Annotated in this window: 19 protein-coding genes, 1 rRNA gene and 1 pseudogene; 9 read left to right on the forward strand and 12 right to left on the reverse strand. The window is 46.8% G+C overall.

From position 1 onward, the window contains the following. A 16S ribosomal RNA gene (locus tag ICC18_RS23660) occupies window positions 1-109 on the reverse strand; the annotation flags it as partial. Between the two features lie 490 nt (window positions 110-599). Further along, the gene (locus ICC18_RS23665; RefSeq protein ID WP_188176934.1) at window positions 600-989 is read right to left on the reverse strand and encodes a VOC family protein; all 390 of its coding nucleotides are present in this window, start codon (window positions 987-989) and stop codon (window positions 600-602) included. 159 nt (window positions 990-1,148) lie between these two features. Here ICC18_RS23665 and ICC18_RS23670 point away from each other — a divergent pair, with 159 nt between their 5' ends. Next, window positions 1,149-1,427 (forward strand): hypothetical protein, encoded by a 279-nt coding sequence (locus ICC18_RS23670; RefSeq protein WP_188176935.1) that lies wholly within the window; start codon window positions 1,149-1,151, stop codon window positions 1,425-1,427. A 147-nt stretch (window positions 1,428-1,574) separates the two neighbouring features. Continuing rightward, complete coding sequence (locus ICC18_RS23675) at window positions 1,575-3,725, forward strand: 5'-nucleotidase C-terminal domain-containing protein (RefSeq protein WP_188176936.1); 2,151 nt, start codon at window positions 1,575-1,577, stop codon at window positions 3,723-3,725. 73 nt (window positions 3,726-3,798) lie between these two features. Here ICC18_RS23675 and ICC18_RS23680 read toward each other — a convergent pair whose 3' ends face one another. Then, window positions 3,799-4,461 carry a response regulator gene (locus tag ICC18_RS23680; protein WP_188176937.1) on the reverse strand — a complete coding sequence of 221 codons (663 nt, stop codon included), beginning with the start codon at window positions 4,459-4,461 and terminating at the stop codon, window positions 3,799-3,801. Next, window positions 4,424-6,541, reverse strand: a complete 2,118-nt coding sequence (locus tag ICC18_RS23685; protein ID WP_188176938.1) for a sensor histidine kinase — start codon at window positions 6,539-6,541, stop codon at window positions 4,424-4,426. The genes ICC18_RS23680 and ICC18_RS23685 overlap by 38 nt, the downstream gene beginning before the upstream one ends. 191 nt (window positions 6,542-6,732) lie before the next feature. On the opposite strand from ICC18_RS23685, the gene ICC18_RS23690 reads away from it, so the two are divergent. Further along, window positions 6,733-7,410, forward strand: coding sequence for a hypothetical protein (locus ICC18_RS23690; RefSeq protein ID WP_188176939.1), 678 nt, complete (start codon window positions 6,733-6,735; stop codon window positions 7,408-7,410). 76 nt (window positions 7,411-7,486) lie between these two features. Here the strand turns inward: ICC18_RS23690 and ICC18_RS23695 are convergent, their stop codons facing one another. Both ICC18_RS23695 and ICC18_RS23700 read right to left on the reverse strand, forming a co-directional pair. Further along, window positions 7,487-8,383 carry a CheR family methyltransferase gene (locus ICC18_RS23695; RefSeq protein WP_188176940.1) on the reverse strand — a complete coding sequence of 299 codons (897 nt, stop codon included), beginning with the start codon at window positions 8,381-8,383 and terminating at the stop codon, window positions 7,487-7,489. 14 nt (window positions 8,384-8,397) lie between these two features. Next, entirely contained in the window at window positions 8,398-11,112 is a 2,715-nt protein-coding gene (locus ICC18_RS23700; protein ID WP_188176941.1) for a CHASE3 domain-containing protein, read from the reverse strand. 165 nt (window positions 11,113-11,277) lie between these two features. Between ICC18_RS23700 and hisC the strand changes: the two genes are divergently transcribed. After that, a complete protein-coding gene (hisC, locus tag ICC18_RS23705; protein ID WP_223192815.1) occupies window positions 11,278-12,423 on the forward strand; it encodes a histidinol-phosphate transaminase in 1,146 nt (381 codons plus the stop codon). 73 nt (window positions 12,424-12,496) lie between these two features. Here the strand turns inward: hisC and ICC18_RS23710 are convergent, their stop codons facing one another. The 3 genes from ICC18_RS23710 to ICC18_RS23720 are packed head-to-tail and all read right to left on the reverse strand — an operon-like array spanning window position 12,497 to window position 16,119. Next, a complete protein-coding gene (locus tag ICC18_RS23710) occupies window positions 12,497-12,745 on the reverse strand; it encodes a hypothetical protein (RefSeq protein WP_188176942.1) in 249 nt (82 codons plus the stop codon). Window positions 12,746-12,780: 35 nt separating this feature from the next. Then, window positions 12,781-13,947 (reverse strand): lysophospholipid transporter LplT, encoded by a 1,167-nt coding sequence (gene lplT, locus ICC18_RS23715; protein WP_188176943.1) that lies wholly within the window; start codon window positions 13,945-13,947, stop codon window positions 12,781-12,783. Between the two features lie 18 nt (window positions 13,948-13,965). Next, entirely contained in the window at window positions 13,966-16,119 is a 2,154-nt protein-coding gene (locus ICC18_RS23720) for an AMP-binding protein (RefSeq protein WP_188176944.1), read from the reverse strand. A 468-nt stretch (window positions 16,120-16,587) separates the two neighbouring features. On the opposite strand from ICC18_RS23720, the gene mscL reads away from it, so the two are divergent. Beyond that, window positions 16,588-17,055, forward strand: coding sequence for a large conductance mechanosensitive channel protein MscL (gene mscL / locus ICC18_RS23725; protein WP_188176945.1), 468 nt, complete (start codon window positions 16,588-16,590; stop codon window positions 17,053-17,055). 24 nt (window positions 17,056-17,079) lie between these two features. Here mscL and ICC18_RS23730 read toward each other — a convergent pair whose 3' ends face one another. Further along, window positions 17,080-17,847, reverse strand: coding sequence for a (S)-benzoin forming benzil reductase (locus ICC18_RS23730; protein ID WP_188176946.1), 768 nt, complete (start codon window positions 17,845-17,847; stop codon window positions 17,080-17,082). Between the two features lie 640 nt (window positions 17,848-18,487). On the opposite strand from ICC18_RS23730, the gene spoIIP reads away from it, so the two are divergent. The 4 genes from spoIIP to ICC18_RS23750 all read left to right on the forward strand — a co-directional run bounded on the left by spoIIP (window position 18,488) and on the right by ICC18_RS23750 (window position 21,507). After that, on the forward strand, window positions 18,488-19,570 hold the full coding sequence (spoIIP, locus tag ICC18_RS23735; protein WP_188176947.1) for a stage II sporulation protein P: 1,083 nt from the start codon (window positions 18,488-18,490) through the stop codon (window positions 19,568-19,570). A gap of 337 nt (window positions 19,571-19,907) precedes the next feature. After that, complete coding sequence (locus tag ICC18_RS23740; protein ID WP_188176948.1) at window positions 19,908-20,771, forward strand: cupredoxin domain-containing protein; 864 nt, start codon at window positions 19,908-19,910, stop codon at window positions 20,769-20,771. A gap of 80 nt (window positions 20,772-20,851) precedes the next feature. Beyond that, on the forward strand, window positions 20,852-21,265 hold the full coding sequence (locus ICC18_RS23745; protein WP_188176949.1) for a MerR family transcriptional regulator: 414 nt from the start codon (window positions 20,852-20,854) through the stop codon (window positions 21,263-21,265). Further along, a complete protein-coding gene (locus ICC18_RS23750; RefSeq protein ID WP_223192816.1) occupies window positions 21,262-21,507 on the forward strand; it encodes a thioredoxin domain-containing protein in 246 nt (81 codons plus the stop codon). The genes ICC18_RS23745 and ICC18_RS23750 overlap by 4 nt, the downstream gene beginning before the upstream one ends. A gap of 49 nt (window positions 21,508-21,556) precedes the next feature. Here the strand turns inward: ICC18_RS23750 and ICC18_RS33965 are convergent. Next, window positions 21,557-21,640 (reverse strand): annotated as a pseudogene (locus ICC18_RS33965) (metal-sensing transcriptional repressor); the annotation flags it as partial. Further along, window positions 21,639-21,953 (reverse strand): thioredoxin, encoded by a 315-nt coding sequence (trxA, locus tag ICC18_RS23760; RefSeq protein WP_188176951.1) that lies wholly within the window; start codon window positions 21,951-21,953, stop codon window positions 21,639-21,641. The pseudogene ICC18_RS33965 and the gene trxA, both read right to left, overlap by 2 nt. Between the last annotated feature and the right edge of the window lie 25 nt (window positions 21,954-21,978).

A 21,978-nucleotide genomic window follows, 5' to 3' on the forward strand; every position in this document is an offset into this window, starting at 1 on the left:
CTACGTGTTACTCACCCGTCCGCCGCTATCCCCGAAGGGACCGCTCGACTTGCATGTATTAGGCACGCCGCCAGCGTTCGTCCTGAGCCAGGATCAAACTCTCCAAAAAGGATGAATCTGAATAGCTCATTTAAAGCTGACGAGATTGTTAATCTCTTAAAGTTTAGAGTCGATTTCTCGACCGTGCTTCTTCACTCGTTGTTCAGTTTTCAAAGAACAATTTCTTTCGTTTTCCGACTCGCTCTCGCGGCCGGACTTACAATGTACCACAGTTTCGACATCAATTGCAAGCTGTTTTTTCTTGGAAGTTTTAGTCGTTTAATTTTGAGATCACATCGTAACATTTTGCTGCTCGACCGCTTTTTCTAGTAATCATGTCTGCTTTCGAGGCAACGAGAAATAATGTACCACGATCCGAAAGTAATTTCAACTCTTTTAAAAATGTTCTACAATTCCAACTGTTTTGATTGTTTCTACATCTATATATGTAACGGCCAGTCGAAACAGACTTGGATTTTCGCATAAAAAAAGGCACCTTGTGCACTAGAATCATCAATTCTAGCAAAAGATGCCGCGATATACCATGTTCTTATAACCAATCAACGAGTAGATTGAAAGAATTCGATGCGCTCCCCGTCTAATCCATTAAAAAAGAAATATCTCGAACCATTAGGCAATGTTGTAATCTCAGCATCTAGCTGTTCTACTTGAAGCCCTTTGATTCTGGCGAATTCCGCTTCCGCATCATCCACGGTAAATGCCAGATGGTGAACCTTGCCTTCTTGCGGCAGTCCGGCATTGTAGCCTTCAATCAGCTCGACTTCCGTTTCCCCATTTACATCAAACCCCAGAAAACCTAATCGAATCACGCCGTTCGTGTGGATCAGTGTTCCTTTGTGTTTAAGACCGATAACTTCTTCATAAAATCGGATCGAAGCTTCAAGATTGGCGACCATGACGCCGACATGCTCCATTTTCAAAACTGCCATATGTACATACCTCCCATAATTACTCTCTCAATTGTATCGAAAAAGAAGAGGAAGAGCTAGGATATTGATCGTATTTATTAGGTTGAAAGATTTCGCTATTAGCTGAAAGAAGAGGTATACTGGTGTAAGAAGAAATGTCAGTCTAAGGAGGTTTTATGAATGAGAGTGTTAAAGCTTCTGCAAATTTACGAAGTAGATGGAATTACACCCAAACATCGTTCCGAACGATTCGATTTTGACGAGATTCAAGGGCAGACCTTTCGTGAGATGAAGCCGACCGAGATCGGATGCCCGATGATTCTATCAGGAATTGATAAATATGTACCTTTTAAAACAACCAGAGTTCAAGCTATAGATCGAGATGGTCCCGATTTTCGAGTGCTTACACGTAATACGATCTATCATTTTGAAGTTTATACCGATCGAAGAGCCACTTAACTTTTTGGAAAGTTAGTGGCTTTTTTTGTTGTTTCTACTAATAAATAATTTCTTAACTTCTCAAACTCTATCAATCTCCCTTATACTAAAAGTTGGGATTTAATTTACCAACGTTCTATTTATATAAGGGAGGAAATTTGAAACACTATGAAAAAAACACTCAAGACTCGCCTTACCGCTTTAGCTCTTGTAACTGTTCTTACCAGTTCCTTCGGTAGCAGCCTCGCATTTGCCGAAACGTCAGTTCCCGCTACCTCCGTTAAATTGAAGTCCGATATGCAGCTTGCTATTGATAACGGTGCTGTTGAAGGATATGGCGACACCGATTATCGCGGCGCTAATGCCGCTACTCGCGCTGAAGTAGTTACCATGATTAACCGCGCGGCTAAATTGAAAGATGCTGACCTTGGATCCGTTACGTTCACTGACTTGGCTAGCTGGCAAAAACAAGCGGTAGCCAACGCCGTTGCAGCTAAGCTCATTAGCGGTTTTGCAGATGGCACATTCCATCCGAATGCTCCCGTGACACGCCAAGAGCTTGCCGAATTGGTTGTTAAAACCGTTACTGGCGGCCAATTGCCGAAAGTGAATGAGAATGTACTGAACTATTTTAAAGATAACAGCTTAATTGCCAAAGAATCCCGTCCATATGTAGCTTATGCGGTTATTAGCGGTATCTTTGCTCCAACCTTGGATGGTAATTTCAATCCAACAGCGGAAGTGACTCGCGACGAAGCGGCGAAAGCTCTTAAGCCTATCCTTTTTAAAGTAGTAGATATTTTGACAACGAACGATATTCACGGAAAAATCGAAGTCGGTTTCGATAAGAAACGTAATCAAGGCCAAGGCGGTATGGAGACGCTGGGCGGTATTGTGAACGATTTCCGCGCGGTGAACCCGAAAGGAACTGTCGTCGTGGACGGTGGCGACGCATGGCAAGGTACGCTCATTTCCAATACAACCAACGGTCAATCTGTGATAGATACGATGGCTGAGGTTGAATACGATGCGGCTGCTATCGGCAACCACGAATTTGATTTCGGTCGTGATGTGCTCATCAACAACATTAAAAATGCCAAGTTCCCGATTCTCGGCGCGAACATTATCGAAGACAAAACAGGTAAACGCGTTGATTGGACGCAGCCTTACGTCATCGTTGAAAAAGACGGATTAAAAATCGGTATTATCGGCTTCGCAACTCCACAAACTACAACAACAACCAAATCAACGAATATTGAAGGACTCAGTTTCACAGATCCGATTCCTTTGGCCAAAGATCTATCGGCTGAGCTGCGTGCTAAGGGTGCAGACATCATTATGGTTACGTCTCACCTGCCTGGCGAACAAAATCAAAAATCCCAAGAAATTATGAGCGAGCTGGCTGATCTAGCAAACGGCACAGGAAACGGTACGCTGGACGCGATCGTTGGCGGTCATTCTCATATGCGCGTATCCGGTATTGTGAACGGCATTCCTGTCGTGGAAGCTCAAAGCTGGCTATACGCGGTTGGCCATATTCAATTATTTGTAGACAAAAATACGAAGAAAGTCGTTTCCTCCAATGCTAGTCTGCTTGAAACTTACACCAACTTGACTACAGCAGATGAAGAAGTTCAAAAAACCGTTAAGGACTATCAATCTAAAATTTCCGTAAAAGCCAACGAAGTTGAAGTTGTCGTTGCAGAGCCGCAGACTCGCAAGTCATTCCGTTTCGCGACAAACGGCGGGGTCGATCGCGACGGTACTTCCCAGCTCGGAAACAGCATTACCGATGCTATGCGCGCTTCAGAAAAATCGGATATCGCTTTCACGAACATCGGCGGTATTCGCGCCGACCTGGACAAAGGCGATTTGACTTACGGCAAAATGTTTGAAGTTCTTCCTTTCGGGAACTATAACGTAACAGGAACGATGACGGCTGAACAAGTTAAGAAAGCTCTGGAAGTCACTGATAAATACTCCAAGCTTCCTGCCATTCAATTCTCCGGTTTGAAAGTGGAGTGGGATGCAACGAAACCTGATGGTCAAAGATATTCCAAAATTACGCTTGTCGACGGTACTCCGGTTTATGTAGACGGCAAATTCAACACAAGCCGCACATTCAAAGTAACGACAAACGATTTCATGGCAACCGGCAGCGGTGACGGCTTCACCGTGTTTGGAGAAGTGAAAGACTGGAAAGACGGTGCGATTATGCTCGATGCATGGGTAAGCTACGCCAACTCTCTGAAAGCTGCAGGCAAAACATTGTCGGTACAAGACGATGGCCGCGACGTGCGTTTGGATCTGAAGAAGTAATTGATCGTTGAAAAAAGAGCCCTTGCTCTTCCGATAAGGAAGAGCGAAGGGCTCTTTCGCATTTAATCAGGGGTCAGTCTCCGCCAAGTCCTGCTTCACGGGCAAGCATAATGGCTTGAGCGCGGTCTACAACCTGAAGCTTATTTAATATATTAGAGACATGATTACGCACTGTCTTGAGTGTTAAGCCTAGTTTGCGGGCGATATCGGCATTGGAAGCTCCCCTAGTGATCAGCTCCAACACTTCCCGCTCCCGATCTGTGAGCTTAGGGAAAATAGGGCTGGCGGACGGCTTGCTTGTTAAGGTGTCAAAGTAATACATCATCTTTCGGGCAATAGAGGCGCTGAATATGGCCTCGCCGCTGCCCACCACGGTGATTGCCCGTACGATTTCTGTCTTGTGTGCTCCCTTTAGCATATAGCCTCTTGCCCCGGCGCGCATCGCAGAAAATACAGAGGTATCATCATCAAACATCGTCAGCATGAGAATGCCGATATGCGGACTTGTGCGAACGATCTCACGCGTGGCTTCAATGCCATTCATGCCCGGCATGCTCACATCCATGAGTATGATATCCGGCTGTACGATTTCCGCGAGCCGAACGGCTTCCTCACCGTCCTCAGCAACGCCGACCACTTCAAATTCCGCAACGGACTGCAGCGTGGAAAGCAGACCCTCGCGAAACATCGGATGGTCGTCAACCAGCAAGATTCTCAGCTTCTCCGCTTCCAGCATGGCTGTCTCCTCCCTCCAGGACAGGTAATTGAATCGATATTTGCGTACCTTGGCCGGGCTCGGAACGAATGACGAACGTTCCGCCCAGCTCTTCCGCTCTTTCCCGCATCGAGCGGATGCCGATGCCGGGCTTCGGCTGCTGCGGCAAGCCGCAGCCGTTATCGGTTATGTCCACGTGCAGCAGATCCCCCTCTGCACGCAGCCGTATGACGCACTCGCTGGCACCGGCATGACGAACGGCGTTCGTCAATGCCTCCTGCGCGATACGGTAGAGGGCCACCTCTGCAGCCGCGTGCAGCTGCAGCCCGCGATCAAACCCATCCAGCGTCACGCGCATGGATGGGTCCTCGAGCTGCATCGCCAGCTCCTGCATGGCGAAGGCGAGACCGAATTCGTCCAGCGCAGGCGGACGAAGCGCGTAGACCAGGCGGCGGATATCGGCGATCGCCGCCCGCATTTGGGCTTGCACGAGCTCTAGTGCAAGCCGCGACTTATCCGGCTCCGCCTCGTGCAGGAGCAAGGCTTCGTCGAGACGAAGCATCATGCTCGCCAGGCCGGAGCCGAGACCGTCATGGAGATCGCGCCGCAATCTCCGCCGCTCTTCCTCCCGCGCGGTGACGAGCCGCTCGCGCGAACGGTGCAGCTCGCTGGTCAGGCGCTCCGCTTGAACAGCAATGCTGACTTGACGAATGAGATCGTCAAGGAGATGACGCTTATCGGGCGGCAGCGCCCCGTGCAGATCATCGATACCGAGGATAAGCTTGCCCACGGGTTCGCCCTGTACGTTTAAGGGGATGCTGCTTACCTGCCCAGCGGCGTACTTGTTATCGCCATAGGAGGCTAATTTCTCCGTTCCCCGCTCCGTCTGAGCTTCAATTGCCACATAAGGCAGCCTAAGCGCATGTGCGGCATTTTCCACGATGGATGAGAGCAAGGATCGCTGCGTCAAAGCACTTTCGAGCCGCTCCGTTAATCCGGAAAGCACTTTATAAGGATCGTCTCGTTCGCCGTAAACAAGATGGTTAACCGCTTTTTGCACCTTTTCCCGCAAGGGGTGGAACATGACCGCAACTAAGCCGGTAGCGAGCAATGCAATGACCATGTTCACTTTGCCTTGCAGCATGACGCCGCAAATTCCGACGATCATGGCATAAAACAAGACGGTCATCGTACTGAGCACGATATAAACCAACGTACGGTTAAAAGCGATCGACATATGGCGAAGCCTCGTTTCCAGCACCACAATACCAATGGAAAACGGCATAAACAGCAGACCTGAATACATAATGCATTGGCAAATCAATCGCGTAATCCCATTGTCCACAACTGGCTCCAGAGCCCCGAAAACGCCCCCAACGCTGTAACATGCCATTCCCCAAGCAAACCACTGGATTTGTCGGCGCTGCTCTACGGAAGCGGTTTGAAAATATCGAACAAACTGCGCGGCGACAACTAGTCCGTGCATAGTCAGCATGTATGCATTTCTGATTAAAGGCGGCCACAGCCCCGAATTCAAGAATGGAAATACAGGGAGCAGAATGCTTGTAACCATTATAAGTACCCAAACTAAAGCAGGAATCATCGTCCATCGCGGGACAAATTTGCCGTATGGAAATAAGAACAAAAAGAAGATATACATGGAACCGAACGTGTTCAAAATTATGAAGCCAGTTTTGAGCAGCGAAGCATCATCAAACAGCATGTCGTCCGTACTGAATATCGTCCCTGTCACGATAAGCAGCAGAGATGCTGTTACGCAGTAAATGTCTTTCCACCCATAACGGTACAGCAGAAAACCTACGGCCCACGAAGATAAATTCTGTATGGCCAGCAAAATAACCGTTAGTCCGCCGAATAGTTCGGGGGTCAATCCAAGCTTGCCGATCTGGGCGAATTGTTCCGCATTCAATTGAAAATAGCTAACGCATCCGTCACCGCTGCAAGGAACGTTGTAAGCGCCAATGCCGTACCAATGACTGAATATCGATACATAAACGGATAAAATGGCTGCCAGCCACCAAGCGAGGTGAACAGCAACGTTCAGCGACCGATGCAAGCCCCTGCTCCGGATTCGATCCATGTTCTTACGTCCCTTCGAATTGTACATGTTTCCAACAGTATATCATGCTCCCGTTCCCGACTGATCGGGAATCTTGCGATATAAGAATTTCCCGGGCAGCTCGGGAATAACGCCCTTGTGGGCGGGACGCCTGGGAAACTATCATCAGGAACATCAAGTTCATTTCAAAAAGCGAAAGGAAGTGTCAAGTTTTGATCACTGTACCACAATCATTCTTGCGTTTCAGCGGCTGGATGCTGCTGTTAGCCGGCGTCATCATCGGCATTGTGCAGGCCGTCCACCTCGAGGATATTCCAGCAGGCATGGAGGAAATGTCCTACTTTGTGGATGTCGCCGTCTGGACGCACATCGCCTTATACATCGGCATTACGATGCTTTTAATGGGGTTGGCTGGCTTATATTTGCGTCAAGCTCATGCTTTAAAATGGTGGGGCTGGATTAGCTACGGCTTTATCTTCTTCGCATACATGGTGGATCTGACCCATGCGGCCATTCAAATTTTCGACTATCCCGTTCTGTTCGCCGACATCCAAACCGAGGAGCAGTTGAAAGCCGCTTCAGACGCCGTCTTGAAAGTGCAAATGAGCGATGGGCCCGGCTCTATGCTGATGGCAGTCGCATATCCGATGCTTCTGCTCGGTGCACTGCTCATGAGCATCTCCATGCTGCGAGCCAAGTTGCTGACCAAATGGCCAGCGATCATGAACCTCGTCTTCTTATTCTTCATGTTCTTACCCTACGGGCCTGTCACCAAGTACCTCTTCGCCTTATCTTTCCTCGTCTATTCGTGGTACGGCGCCATTCTCGCCTTTGAGAAAAGAACACAACCACAAATCCCCGCTGTGACACATGGCGCTCCTATCGTCTAGTTGCCCTTCATAGCCTCTTCTACCTCCCCGCAAGCGATCTCTAACTTAGTCCCCCATCAATAAAAGAACAGCCCCTTCATATGTGAAGTGGGCTGTTTTCCTGCGTTTTTCTTTTGCGGTACAGCTTTTCGACCTGATCAACAACCTCATAATGCCCAAAGCAATCGACAAAGGTTAACGACTCCTTGCTGCCTAATCCCAGAAATCCTCCAACGCTAAGACTTTCATGAAACAGTTCATGCGCCCGATTCTGCAAGGTCACGTTGAAGTAGATCAGCACATTGCGGCAAAGAATCACATGAAATTCGTTAAATGAACGATCCGTAACGAGATTATGTTGAAAAAATGTGACGTTCTGCATAAGGGCCGAAGCAAAAAAGGCATGCTCATCGTTCGTTGTATAGTAGGCTGAAAATTCACGGCTTCCTCCTGCCTGCAGGTAGTTCTTCGTATAAGTCTGCATACGGGACAACGGGTAAGCTCGTGTTCTGGCTTTTTCGATAACAGTTGCATTCATATCCGTAGCGAAGATGCGCGTCTTATGCAGCAGCCCCTCTTCTTCAAGCAGAATGGCCATCGACAATACTTCTTCTCCCGTTGAACAACCTGCATGCCAAACTCGAATAGCGGGCAGTTCCCTTAAGCTAGGCACCACCACGGTGCGGAACGCGCGAAAAAAGCTGGGATCCCGGTACATCTCCGTCACATTGATCGAAAAATCCTTCATTAAACGCTGCGCGACCCGTTCGTCGTGGAGCGCTCTCTCCAACAGAGCCGTAATCGATGGCAACTTCTCAAGCTTCATTCGGTTCTGAATCCGACGGCGGATCGACGTTCTCATATAATTACGGAAATCATACCCATAAAGCCGATATATACCTTCGAGCAAAAGATCGACTTCTAGTGCTTCCCGTTCCGTTTCCGCCGTATCTTCAAATTCTTCTGAAAATTCCGGGCCGGGTGAATTCAGCATCGCATCGCCTTCCCTTATTTAGTTAGCCATACTCGCATCAATGAAAACAGTTGGCTTAGGCTGAGAGGTTTACTAATATAATCTGAAGCTCCAGCTTCCAGACAGATTTCCCGATCCTGTTTCATCGCTTTTGCGGTTAAGGCAATGATAGGCATGTGCTCATAGCGTGCATCTTTTCTTATCGCCCGCATCGCCTCATAACCGTCCATCACAGGCATCATAATATCCATAAGAATCAAATCCACCTCAGGATCTTCCGCTAAAATTTCCAGGCATTCCTGACCATCGTGCGCGGCAATGACAGTTATTCCTTCATTTTCCAATGCATTGCTTAACGTAAACACATTTCTCACATCGTCATCGACAACGAGTACCTTTTTGCCTTTAAAAGCGTTCGGCTCACCGGAACTATCCGGCATAGCTTGCACTTGTTCCAAATGGTCTGAACCATACAGAGCCGCAGAATAGGCGGCTGCCGCTTCCTTTCGAAACGATACGAATTTGCTGATTTCCTTATCCAGTGTTGGAATATAGAGTGTAAAAGTGCTTCCTAACCCTTCAACGCTTTCCATCGTCAGACAGCCTCCTAGCAGCCCGGCCAGCTCTCTGCAAATGGAAAGCCCCAAGCCGGTCCCGCCATACTTGCGGTTCGTGGTACCATCCGCCTGACGGAACGGCTCAAAGATCAATTCCTGTTTGTCCTTAGGGATCCCGATACCTGTATCACGCACGGATACGGCAAGAACTTGCCTATGGCTAATCGCCGGAAGCAGAGCAGCGGCCTTTTCAGGCTCGCACATCGTCAGCTCAAGCTGGACGGAACCTTCGTGCGTAAATTTAAAGGCATTGGAGAGCAAATTCTTCATGATTTGGTAGAAGCGCTGCTCATCCGTATAAAAAGTGTCCGGAACCGATGAATCCTGCTTTATGATGAAGCCTATATTTCTTTGTTCTGCGATCTTCCCAAACTGACTCTTGAGTACGTCCGGAAGCTCATTTAAATTCATGCTGTCAATATGAATCTCCAACTTGCCCGCTTCAACTTTCGACAAGTCCAGAATATCGTTAATCAGCAGCAAAAGATCATTACCGGCACTATGAATGACCCCCGCATACTCTTGTTCTTCCTTCGTTAGCGTGCCCCTTCCGTTTTCCGCGAGCATTTGCGATAAAATCAATACGCTGTTAAGCGGCGTACGAAGCTCATGGGACATATTGGCCATGAACTCGGATTTGTATTGTGAGCTTTGCTGAAGCTGCTTGGCATACTCTTCGAGCGATACTTTAATGTGCTCAAGTTCCTTCGATTTCTCTTCCGCATAGCGGTTCTGCTCTTCCAATTGCTCGTTGGTGATTCGCAGCTCCTCTTGTTGGGTTTGAAGCTCTTCAGCTTGTGTCTGCAGTTCTTCGGTCAGCATCTGCGATTCTCGCAGGAGCCGCTCTACCTCGACACGCGTCTGCACACTATGAATAATGGTGCCAAGAACTTCGAGGATTTCCTTCAGCAAATCCATATGCAGAGGTGTAAAGACATCCAAAGTAGCCAGCTCCATCACGGCAATGGCTTCATTGTTGTATTCCACCGGAACGATCAAAATGCTGCGCGGATTCGTATTTCCCAGTCCTGAAGCAATAGATATGTAATTGTCCGGCACTTTGGTCAAATGATACATCCGTTTCGCTGCGGCACTCTGGCCGACCAGGCCTTCGCCGACCCGAAACTTAAATACCCCTATTTCATCCGAATCCCCCATGGCTGCATACGAAGCCAATTTCACCATGTATCTGTTATTCTCTTGATTACGCAAGTAAAATACGCCATAAGAAGCTCCGAATAAATCTGCCGCCTTGGTAATAAAAGTTTTGCCTAACGTCTCCAGATTAGAGATCCCCTGCAGCATACTGATAACTTCCGTTAACCTTTTCTGCTGCCATTGAATTTCCTGATGGCTCTCGAGCAAAATATTGGTGGCATCGGCAAGGTCCTTCACTTCATCATTCACATTTACACGGATGCGATGAGACATCTCACCTTTTGATGAGGCCAGCTTGATAATCGTTTTGTTCACTTGTCTCATCGTACCGACAATCGATTGAGAAATCAGTAAGGCTATCGCAAGCGAGAAAACAGAAACGATCGACAGCATAATGATTAAGGATGTACTAAGTCTCTGATGTTGAGCATCAAGCTGCTCGGACCTTTGCTTGGTCAAGCCCTTTTCTAACTTACGAAACGTTGCGAATTGAGAACGAATTTCTTCGATATCATCTTTTCCGGGATCTACCTGATACGTCTCTGTGAGAGCGCCGGACAAATTCTTCTTTTTCATCAAAATGGAAGGATCTCCAACCTCCATGATCCAATGCTCGATAGACGCCTTAATCGCTGTAAGATTTCTCAACTGACCGGGGTTATCGGAAATGAGCAGACTCAGTTCATTGTACGATTCTCTCCATTTGAGTTCGCTGTTCTTGTAAGGTTCAAGATAAGTAACGTCTCCGGTAAGTAAGTAGCCCCACTGCGCGCTTTCCATATCCATAATCAATTTCTCAATTCGATTGGTCTCTTCATGAACGGCCAAATCATGTTCGACAATATAATTTCTATCTTTTTGAATAGATGCAACCTGTTTGTTGATTAGAATAAATGAAATCATCAAACATAAAATGATGAACAGATAGCCGAGCATAATCTTTAAGCGAATGCCAAACCTCTTTTTCCTGAGCATGCTTTGAGATCCCTTCCCTTTGCCGGATTCCTTATATAAATCTATTATACTATGCATCCATATGATGCAATAGTTAAATGCATGCTATTTTACTTTACTAAATTAACGCGTTAATATATTATTTAATTATCGCATTGAAGTATAATGATTAAAGGAGTGTACTCTATGATGTCCGACAACATCCAGCCGATCCGGCCGCGTCAAGCTTTAAAGCAAATGAAGCCCTACTCGCCAGGCAAACCGATCTGGGAAGTAGAGCGAGAGTATGGCATTGAGAGAGTGACGAAACTGGCCTCCAACGAGAATCCTTTGGGGCCATCCGCCCAAGCAGTGGCCGCGATTCAGGCCTACCTGGGCGAAATCCATCGTTATCCGGATGCGGACACGGTAGATCTAAGGCTTGCTCTGGCAAATAAGCTGGGCGTGACTCCCGATCATCTCATCGTGACGAATGGCGCCGACGAACTTATCACGCTTCTATCGGAGACATTTCTGGAACCGGAGGATGAAATTATCGTGCCGTCTCCAACCTTTAGCGAATATGAGTTTGGCGCCAATCTCATGGGCACGAAAGTCGTCCCCGTTCCCCTGCAGGAAGGATATGTTTATGATGTGGATGACATACTGGCTGCCGTTACCGAGAGAACCAAGCTGCTTTACATCTGCTCGCCGAACAATCCGACAGGCACTTATATGACCCGAAACCATTTGCAGCGGTTGCTAAAAGAACTACCATCACGCATTCTTGTGATCTTTGACGGCGCGTATAGTCATTTTGTTACCGCAGATGATTACTCGGACGGATTGGAGTTTGTCCGTATGGGTTATCCCATCATGGTAACGCAAACTTTTTCCAAAATATACGGGCTTGCCGGCATTCGTGTTGGTTATGGCGTGGCGGCTCCCGGCATTATTCACACGATCCGTCAAGTGAAGGAACCGTTCAACGTTAATGCTTTGGCGCAGGTCGGCGCCATTGCAGCATTGGCCGATGACGCTCATCTTGAAGCTACCCGAGAAATGAACGCACAGGGCCGAGAACAGCTGTATAAACAGCTGCAGCAGCTTGGGATACGCTTCACGCGAAGCATGAGTAATTTCGTTCTCGTCGAACTCGGTCCCGACGCCAAAAGAATCTACGAGAAGTTGATGAGTAAAGGGATCATCGTCCGCTTCGGCGGTGGATGGAATCTTCCCGAACATATCCGGATTTCGGTAGGAACGCCTGAGGACCACGAAGCTTTAATCAGCGCATTGGTAACTGTAATGGAAGAGATTGAGCTTGAAAAGAAGCTCGGTTCATTGAAGTAATCTCAACTAAAAAAGTATTTGCCAAAGCCTCGCATAAGCGGACTCCGGCAAATACTTTTTGTATTTCTATCGGCTACTCTTGATTCATACTCGTATGCACCGTTACACTTGGACCGCTCGTACTCCAATTACCGGATGCGTCACCGGCCTCTACCATAAATGTATAATTTGTATTTACTTCTAAATCTGAGAGTGTAACTTTCTTCTCGTATTCGCTTGTTGAAGCTAAGACTTTGCCTCCTGCGACGATACGGTATCCTGTAACGCCTACAAAGTCGTCCGCAGCCAGAATGACGTAATTCGAGGGGCACCGGATCTGCATCCGGAGAGCCCCGCTTTTCGAGCTTGAAGATAGGGTTAAACGGTTTTTAACTGTTTGCGTTGAACCATGAGATAAGCCACAAATGCAGCCAATATCGCAGCTATCCCTGTAATTGACAGATCTGCTGAAATACCCGATTTGGAAATCTGCGTATACGTGCCGACACCGATCAGCATTAATGTATTTTCTATGAAGTTTTGGACGGCGATCGTTTTGCCTGCCCCGATCATCCGTTGGCCCTTGTCCTGAAGTACGGAATTCATCGGTACAATGAATACGCCGCCGCTGAAACCGACGAGCAGCAAAAGCGCAATCGTGAGATACAGATTCGATATGAGTGTAAACAACAGAATCGAAACTATCATGATGATGCCGAACACGTAGGAATTATAATATTTTCGCGCGGGAATCAGCTTAGGCGTCATGAGTGCGCCGATCATAATGCCGATTCCTGTGACGGCCACCAGCATAGAAATTTGATCGACGGCGTGTATCCCTAAATGCGCCGGGACCCATGCGATGATGGCCAGCCGAACGACGGACGATGCCATCCAGAAGGAACCGGTGCCAACGAGCGAATATCGGGTAGAACGGTCTCTCATAAGGACGAGTAGATCGGAAGCGAACGCCTTGGCTTCTCTTGCATATTGAATAACCGGATTACCCGGGATTCTAGGAATCATGAACGTCATCGCCAAAGAAATCAAATACAGAGCCAGACATACCGCGATCGATCCGGTTAACGACAATTTGGCTAAGAACCCTCCGCATACGGAACCCGTCAAAATCGCCAAGATCGTATAGCCCTCAATGCGGGCATTCGCACGCAGCAGATCTGTTTCCGAGCGAGTTAGCGAAGGCAGGATGCCATATTTGGCCGGGGAGTACACAGCGGCTCCAATTCCAACAATCCCATAGCTTACCGCCGGGTCAAGGTTGAAGAATAAAGCCAAGATTCCAATCGCCTTGATGGCATTGCCCACGAGCAGCACCCCGGCCTTCGAATGTTTATCCGCGAACGCTCCTACCAAGGGGGCCAAGACCACATAAGCGAATAAAAAGGAGGCTTGCACAACGCCAATGTAGAAACCAGGCAGAGCTTTCTGCTCAATAATGGCGAGCGTGATAAAAAGGATCATATTATCGGCGAATGCAGATAAAAACTGAGTAGAGTACAGCGTTTGCAGCGGCTTCAATTTCATTGGGGGGAACTCTCCTTTTTATAGCCCGGCATCTTGCTGCGCCATTTTTTTGATCGAAACATAATCGATTTTTCCGCTTCCGAGCAGCGGCAATTTCTCGACATATCTAAGTTCTGACGGCATGTAGATGGGAGAATGGCCCTGCTGCTTCATGAATTCTTTCACATGCTGAATATGGGCGTTGGGGTCATTGTGATAAATGACGATCCGTTCGCCTTTTTTCGGATCCGGCACACTTACGGCAGCGCATAAAGCCTGGGACATGGCGGATGCGACCAGTTCCTCCACCATAGGCAGAGATACTTTCTCCCCGCCTATCTTGGCAAAAGACTGCAGCCTCCCCTGAATCGTGATAAAACCCTGCTCATCCATATGCACGACGTCTCCGCAGCTGTACCATTCCGGACAAGGGACAAAGCCTTTTTCGTGGATCAAATAGCCTTGCATCACGTTAGGGCCTTTCACGAGCAGGTTCCCTCCGTGTTCAATGCCTTCTACGGTCTCGATGCGGTATTCCATGCCCGGGAGGATGCGGCCGACGGAACCTTTTTTCATATGGATCGGCGTGTTCAACGAAATGACCGGCGCGGTTTCCGTCGTTCCGTAACCTTCAAGGATGCGGATGCCGAACTTATCCATCCAGATTTGGCGGACTTCTTCCTTCAGCTTCTCGGCACCGGCGACCACATAGCGGAGCGAATAAGCGTAATCATACGGATGAGCGGTCCGGGCATAAGCCGAAAGGAATGTCGATGTGCCGAACAGAATCGTTATATTCCTGTCATATACCAGCTCCGGAATGACCTTGTAATGGAGCGGATTCGGATACAGTACGACTTTCATCCCGCTCAGAACCGGAAGCATCGTGCCAGCCGTCAAGCCGAAAGAATGGAATATCGGCATCGCGCCGAGTATAACATCGGTCGAGTTGAAAGCAATCACCGTCCGCGCCTGTTGAATGTTGGCATAGACGTTCCGGTGCGTTAAGACAACGCCTTTGGGCTTGCTTTCGCTGCCCGAGGTGAACAGAACGATCTCGTTCTTGCCTTCGCCCACTGGCCCCTTTGCTTTAATCAAGTAATGGCCGAATCCTGTCATTTTGTCCGCGAACCGGATGCTTGCTTTGACATCCTCCAAAAAGAGAACCGTATACCGGCCTTGTGCCGTTTGAATAAAATCGGCCAATCCCGCTTTTTCAACAAAAGCTTTGGACGTAATGATCGTCTGTACGGAAGCTGTCTCGCAGGCATCCAACATCGTTTGTTTGCCCGCTGAGTAATTCAAGATGGCCGGCGTTACGCCTAGGCGGAACATGGAGAAAAGAGTGACGACCATGGCCGCCGCGTTGGGAAGGAGGATTGCTGTACGCTGCTGCCCTTGTAAATCCCGATTCAGACGTGCAGCCATCACATAGGATGTGATGAGCAGTTTTTTGTAGCTTAGTTCGGCTTGAAGTATAAGGTCTTCACATATCGTGAAGGAAGAACCGTGCAGCTTGGCGGCTGATAGAAGCTCATTAAACAGATTCAGCTCCGGCTTCATCCGGCTATCGAACAAGCAATTCTGCATGCGGGTGCGGATCCATTCCGTCGCCCGTTCCTTTTGCAAGCGCATGGATTGTCCCTCGGTCATCTCCACTTGAAACGGCTCTCCGATCGAAATGCTGACAGCCGGGAACCAGATCAGTTTGAGCTTGCCTTTCATGTATGAAAGCTTGGAGTATTCCAAGCCATTGATCGCAACCGGCACCATACGTGCGTGCGATTTCAAAGCAATGTATCCGATACCGCCGTATACTTTCATCATCGCGCCTGTTGTCGTCACCCTGCCTTCAGGGAACACGACGAGCGGCGTTCCGGCTTGCACGGTTTTCAGCATTTTTCTGACCGAATATGGATTTAACGGATCAACGGGAATATGTTTCCGGAACATCAGGATCCAGGAGAATCGCTTGGCTATTTTGGTATTGACGACGAACGCGACCTCCTCAGGTAAAATCAGCGCCAGCAGCACAGCGTCCAGCAAGGAAACGTGATTCGGAATCAAGACGGTATGCTTGGAAAAATCCAGATGCTCCGTCCCGCTAACGCGAAGTCTGAAACAAGCCTTAATCATCGGGCTCAGAATGGGTAGAAGAAAACGCAAACCGATATAAAACAGATGTTTGAACATGGCGGCATCCCCCTAAGAGTTTTCGTAAGAAAACTGACTTCGTAAGCATAAGCATTGAGTTTAAAAACTCAGTTCGTCAAGGCATTTGACGGTACATCTTAATACCAGGTCTTAATTACATTGTATGCCGTTCTGCGATGGCGAGTAGTACTAACTTTATCTAGTACCGTGATAACGCTTTCGGATCATGCTTTATTTTATTTTGCCGGGCCTCGATATGTTCGCTTTCTGCGGGTGAAAGTTCAGGTATTGTTGAGAGATATTGGTTGGAGATACAGTGGCGGGAAGGTAAGGCAGGAAAGAATTTACTGAACACGATAAGGGGTTTGCCGGCAAAAATGCAGGGAAGAAAAACGCCTTGCTATGAAAATGGTAAAAAAATGCTAGATATAGTCGCCCCCGTAAATTTGGTAGAGACCTTCAAGTTATGCTACAATGCTAACAATTCAAGTCTTCTGGAGGTTCACCATGTTAAAAGAGTTTAAAGATTTCGCATTCAAAGGAAATATGGTTGATCTAGCGGTTGGGGTCATTATCGGGGGAGCTTTCGGTAAAGTCATCACATCGATCGTGAATGATTTGATTATGCCGCCGCTCGGTCTACTGATGGGAAAAGTGAATTTCAATGAGATGTTTATTGCTTTTGACGGCGGTCACTATGAGACGAGGGAGGCAGCCAAGCTAGCTAATGTGGCTACTTTCAATTACGGGGCCTTCATCTCTACTTTTCTTGATTTCCTTATTGTCGCTTTCGTTATCTTCATTGTTGTAAGACAGCTATCCAAATTCCGCAAAAAGGAAGAGCCGAAAGAAAAAGCGCCCGCGACTAAAGAATGTCCGCATTGCTTGTCCGACATCCCAGTGCAGGCAACGCGCTGCAAGTTCTGTACCTCGGAGCTCGCATCCGGCTCCACAGTGTCAGGCAGCATTCAATGACAGCAAAAGCCCGAATCCTCTAAGTTATGAGGATTCGGGCTTTTTCGTTCTTAGATCGGCGATCTCGCCCTGCGCGAAGGCGCAGGCTTGAAGCAGCCTAAGCAGCTGCTGCGCAGTCGCTTCCGGCGTCTGCAGATCGCCCTGCTCCTTAAGCTGGATGAATCGGCTCACCTGCGGGAAATCCGTCTCGGATGCAGCGCGAATTTCACGCTGCATATCGGTGTCCACAACACCCGGAGCGATGGAGTATACCTCCACCGGGTACGCTTGCCCCTCCTGCTCGACGCCAATGCAGCGAGTCAGCATGTCCAACCCGGCTTTGGCGGTGCAATACGCCCCCCAGCCGGGATAGGGCTTCTTGCCCGCGCCGGAGGAGATCTGGACGACCCGCTTCACGACCGGCAGCGCCTGCGTCTGCCGGATGAAGCTGTTCGTCAGCAGCATCGGCGCGACGAGATTGACCTGCATGCTGCGCTGCAGGTCCTCAGGGGCTGCTCGGCCGATCGACGTCATCGGCTCGAGCATGCCCGCATTATTGATGAGCGTGACGGAGTCCGCCTCATCGAGGCCCGCACGGCTGAGGATTCGCTCTAGGAGCGAATCCAGGCCGTCCGTTTGCGCCAAGTCGCACGCGTGGAAGGTCAGCGACCCTTCCGAGCGAAGCGCCTCTTGGCGCAAACGTTCATTTTCGCTGCGAGCGATGCAATGAATCGCAGCGCCTTGCTGCAGGAGCTGCGAGACGATCGCAGCTCCGAGGCCTTTGGAGCCTCCAGTGATGATATAGATATGCATAGCGGCCGAGACCTCTTTCCATCGTATGGTAAGACTAGTTTAGCATACTCCCGTATACGCCCGCAGCGAGTATTATGGAGCATTATTTTACCGATTTCAGCAAGTTAAGCGAAACGTGATATTTTTTTGTTTTATAGGTTTAAGTTACAATCTATATATAAGGACAAAATAATAACTGCTAACAGGGCTTGTATTGTCACTGGGTACCAAGTGAGGCTTGTTCAGGCACTATTGGATCCTGTTGAAACTAATGCTAACCATCCTTGCCACTATCGGCTTGCTGGTACATATGCAGCCAATTAGCTACTTAGCACGCGTTGCAGCAGAGACAACATTGTCTAGTAGTGATCTCAGCGTGCAGATCCAACTCGTGGTCACCGCCGGTGCCGCACTACTGGTGTTGTTCGTAACCACAACGCTCGCGGTGTATAAGCCGCGGGGCCTAACTCGATACGGGTGGCGTAAGCAGAACGAGCAGCGTAAGGACTCGTAGCTGTAGGTGTAGCGACTCCTGCTCAGCCAAAATAATTATAATCGGACCGCTTCCAAAAATGGAGCGGCTCTTTCTTTGGGTTCTATCAATCGTCCTTACTTCATAGAATAGTTAATAGATATTAATTGTTCTCCGGAGGTATAACCGATGAAATGGTATATCCTGCATCATAAAATTAAGCGATTTCTTCGTGATCTTACAATAAATTCACGAATATTTTTATTTCTATCGGTATTTTCATTCACCCTTTTTATTTTTCTTGGCATCTCTATTCTACTGCAGAGTAAGGTTTCTAGAACGCCAATTGCTAGTATGCATTCATTAATCTCAAATACTTCTCACTCTTTCTTTTATTATTTATTTTCGATGGAAGTTCCTAATAACGCCTCCGATGTCCAGAATGATACGGCAAAATTATTGGTTGGAGAAAATACATTTGACAATGATTATCCTTTAGATAATAACGATGCGCCCGCTGATGCACTTAAAACAAAACCCTCTTCCCCTCCAGAAACAGAAAAGAGTAACGACCAACTAACAGAACAAACTGAACCGCCTAGTAAAGAAGTAATGGCTTCAAAAGGCAAAGCTGTCCTTATTTACCACACCCATAATCGTGAGTCTTGGTTACCTGAATTAAAAGGTGTTAAAAACCCTGATTTTGCACTCGATCCGAATAAAAACATAACGCTTGTTGGGGAACGAATTCAGCAAAAACTTGAAAAGCGTGGAGTAGCAACCTTACATTCTGATAAGGATTACCCTTCTTCTGTGAAAGACTTTAAATATCCAAGTTCGTATAAATACTCTAAAAAAACCGTACAAGAAGCGTTTAGTTCACATCCAAACATCAATTATTTATTCGATATACACAGAGATTCACAGAAGCGTTCAAAAACCACAAAAAGGATTAACGGCAAAGATTACGCGCAAATTTATTTTGTTATTGGTGAAAAGAATCCTAAATGGGAACGAAATTTTGAATTTACGAAAAAAATTCATGATCAGTTAAATGAAAAATACCCAGGGATATCGAAAGGAATTTATCAGAAAAACTCTAATGGCAATGGTGAGTACAACCAATCTATGAACCCCAATAGCACATTAGTTGAAATAGGTGGAGTGGAAAATACAATAGCTGAATCTTACCGGACTGCCGACATTTTAGCGGAAGTTATATCCAACATTTATTTTGATGCTTTAGGAGTGAATGCCGTTGTAAAAAAATAATCGCGTGTAACGATAAGAAAAGGACAGCCTCACCTTTTACCTTTTAGGGCTGTCCTCTTCTTATTTTTTTAATCTATACCCAGTATCGATAAATCACATATACAACAACAAGGAAAATTGAATACACAGAAACTACAAGAATTACATTCCTAAGGTTCGAGCCGAGCAAATAACACAGCTAAAAATGGGTTGGCTTCAAATGTTTTTGTAAAGAATTCAACTTTCCGGTATCGGGAATCCGGTTTATTTCACTCTTGTGATCATTTATATTTTTACGAAAACTTGTACATATTGTCCATATACCCTCCATATGTATCCTATATAAGGAGGAGATACGATGACCGGATCCCTAATATTTATAACTGAATATTCCTTGCTTTCCATTTGGGTCGTAGCCTTTGTTATCCGATTTAGATCCCGAATTACCTGCATGGTAGGAATGATGAGTGCCATGTGTCTTGGCATGACGATTGGTCTTGGAGTAGGGACACTCGTTGCTGCACTATTTCCTGGTCACTTTTTTCAAGCATGTATGATTAGTATGTTACTTGCCGGCTTTATTGGCGCTATGGCGGGGATTCCAATCAGCACCATGGCTGTACTTGATGGTTTGCTATCGGGCATTATGGGCGGAATGATGGGAGCCATGCTAATTGCAATGTTACCAGCTGCGTATATTACACCCACGCTTAAAATTACAGGAGTTTTCACTGCAAGCATTATTTTTATTTTACTCATTATGCTTATAGGTGAAGTTAAGGACTTGGGTTCAAAACCACGATCACGGTTGTTCTTCTTACCGCAAACCATGTTTGCTGTTGATATTCTTTTGTTTATCTCTCTTCTCTTTTCCCACCCTCTCCCCACCCATATGGATAACATGAGCCCAGAAAAGCACCATCATAAAAAGTCAAATAGCAACTACACAAAAGAACTTGTCATCACAGCTACCGACTTTGCATTTACACCTCAAAATCTTACGATCAGGGCTCACGAAAATGTAAAAGTTACATTAGCAAATACCGGGAAAGCAGAGCATGATTTTGAAATTGAAGGTGCGAACGTCCATATCCATGCTATGCCGGGATCAAAAGATAGCGATGTCATTCGTATTGATAAACCAGGCATCTATAAAGCTGTCTGCACGCTCCCTGGCCATAAGGAATCTGGAATGGTCATCACGCTTACTGTAACTCCCTAAGACCTACAATAATGAATAGAAATAACAGATTGACTCTGTACCTTGGTACAGGGTTTATAATAAAGAAAAGGAGGATAACGATGAAAAGGTTAACGGTAAGCCAAGTAGCAAAAGCATCTAACGTGAATATAGAAACAGTTAGATATTATGAGAGGCGAGGGCTTATATCTGCCCCTCCTAGAACCCATTCAGGATACAGAATGTATGCTAACGAAGCTGTTGATGACATTCAATTTATTAAACGAGCACAGGATCTAGGATTTAGCCTTGAAGAAATAAAACATCTTTTATGCGTTTACAAAAAGGAGGACTACTTTCCGATTGAGGAAATGTCCCAATTTGCTGCGGTGAAAATTCAAGAAATCGAAGAAAAAATACATCAATTAAATAACTTTAAATCTTTGTTAGAGTCAGCAATTTCACGCCAAGAATCTGACCTTCCAAAGAATCAATGTCCGATTATTAAAAAATTATCTGAAAGTGGGGATTTATGATGGCTAAAGTCGAAATATTTACAGCCGATTGTTATTTATGCGATGATGTCGTCCAACAAGTAAATGATTTAGCATGCTCCAAATGTGAGGTTGTCGTTTATGACTTGAATAAAACAACGGTTACATCCGAATCTGAGGATAAAGCCAAAGCTTACGGCATTCAATTTGTTCCGGCTGTTGCGATTAACGGTAAGCTAATCGACCTTGAATTGCTGAAACGCAAAGACGCCCGACTAACCTGAAAAAATAAAGTGCGAAATGCTTTAAGCTAAGCATATCGCACTTCCGTATCTGTATTGATGCGATCTGATTCAGCACATCGACACAATAAGTATCTTTCTCAATCAGGCGTTTCAAGCCTCTAACCTGCCCTTCAGATCAATTGATTTATGGCAGCTTCCAGCTGGTTTTTAGGAACAAATCCCGTTACTGTTCCAACCAGCGAACCGTCTTTATAGAAGAATAATCCAGGCAAGCTTAATACGTTCAATTCCGTGGAGATCACTGTTTCTGTCTCTACGTTTATTTTTGCAATTTGTACAGCACCGTTATATTGGTTGTCTAATTCCTCCAAGATAGGTTCGAGGAGTTTGCAATAGGAACACCATGGCGCCCAGAATTCTACGATAACCAAGCCTGGTTGCCGAATCGTATCTCGGAACATTTCATCGGTAATATCAATGACCATTTTAGTTCCACTCCTTCTTACAGAA

The sequence above is a fragment of the Paenibacillus sedimenti genome (assembly GCF_014534655.1).
GTDB classification, from domain to species: Bacteria; Bacillota; Bacilli; order Paenibacillales; family NBRC-103111; genus Paenibacillus_E; species Paenibacillus_E sedimenti.

Bases quoted from the DNA above. Each gene is read 5' to 3' on its own strand.
- ICC18_RS23675 (WP_188176936.1), top strand. From the start codon at position 1,575: ATGAAAAAAACACTCAAGACTCGCCTTACCGCTTTAGCTCTTGTAACT.
- spoIIP (WP_188176947.1), top strand. From the start codon at position 18,488: ATGAAATGGTATATCCTGCATCATAAAATTAAGCGATTTCTTCGTGAT.
- ICC18_RS23740 (WP_188176948.1), top strand. From the start codon at position 19,908: ATGACCGGATCCCTAATATTTATAACTGAATATTCCTTGCTTTCCATT.
- mscL (WP_188176945.1), top strand. From the start codon at position 16,588: ATGTTAAAAGAGTTTAAAGATTTCGCATTCAAAGGAAATATGGTTGAT.
- ICC18_RS23750 (WP_223192816.1), top strand. From the start codon at position 21,262: ATGATGGCTAAAGTCGAAATATTTACAGCCGATTGTTATTTATGCGAT.
- ICC18_RS23700 (WP_188176941.1), bottom strand. From the start codon at position 11,112: ATGCTCAGGAAAAAGAGGTTTGGCATTCGCTTAAAGATTATGCTCGGC.
- ICC18_RS23720 (WP_188176944.1), bottom strand. From the start codon at position 16,119: ATGTTCAAACATCTGTTTTATATCGGTTTGCGTTTTCTTCTACCCATT.
- lplT (WP_188176943.1), bottom strand. From the start codon at position 13,947: ATGAAATTGAAGCCGCTGCAAACGCTGTACTCTACTCAGTTTTTATCT.
- ICC18_RS23745 (WP_188176949.1), top strand. From the start codon at position 20,852: ATGAAAAGGTTAACGGTAAGCCAAGTAGCAAAAGCATCTAACGTGAAT.
- ICC18_RS23680 (WP_188176937.1), bottom strand. From the start codon at position 4,461: ATGCTGGAAGCGGAGAAGCTGAGAATCTTGCTGGTTGACGACCATCCG.
- ICC18_RS23685 (WP_188176938.1), bottom strand. From the start codon at position 6,541: ATGGATCGAATCCGGAGCAGGGGCTTGCATCGGTCGCTGAACGTTGCT.
- ICC18_RS23665 (WP_188176934.1), bottom strand. From the start codon at position 989: ATGGCAGTTTTGAAAATGGAGCATGTCGGCGTCATGGTCGCCAATCTT.
- ICC18_RS23695 (WP_188176940.1), bottom strand. From the start codon at position 8,383: ATGCTGAATTCACCCGGCCCGGAATTTTCAGAAGAATTTGAAGATACG.
- ICC18_RS23710 (WP_188176942.1), bottom strand. From the start codon at position 12,745: ATGCAGATCCGGTGCCCCTCGAATTACGTCATTCTGGCTGCGGACGAC.
- ICC18_RS23670 (WP_188176935.1), top strand. From the start codon at position 1,149: ATGAGAGTGTTAAAGCTTCTGCAAATTTACGAAGTAGATGGAATTACA.
- ICC18_RS23730 (WP_188176946.1), bottom strand. From the start codon at position 17,847: ATGCATATCTATATCATCACTGGAGGCTCCAAAGGCCTCGGAGCTGCG.
- trxA (WP_188176951.1), bottom strand. From the start codon at position 21,953: ATGGTCATTGATATTACCGATGAAATGTTCCGAGATACGATTCGGCAA.
- hisC (WP_223192815.1), top strand. From the start codon at position 11,278: ATGATGTCCGACAACATCCAGCCGATCCGGCCGCGTCAAGCTTTAAAG.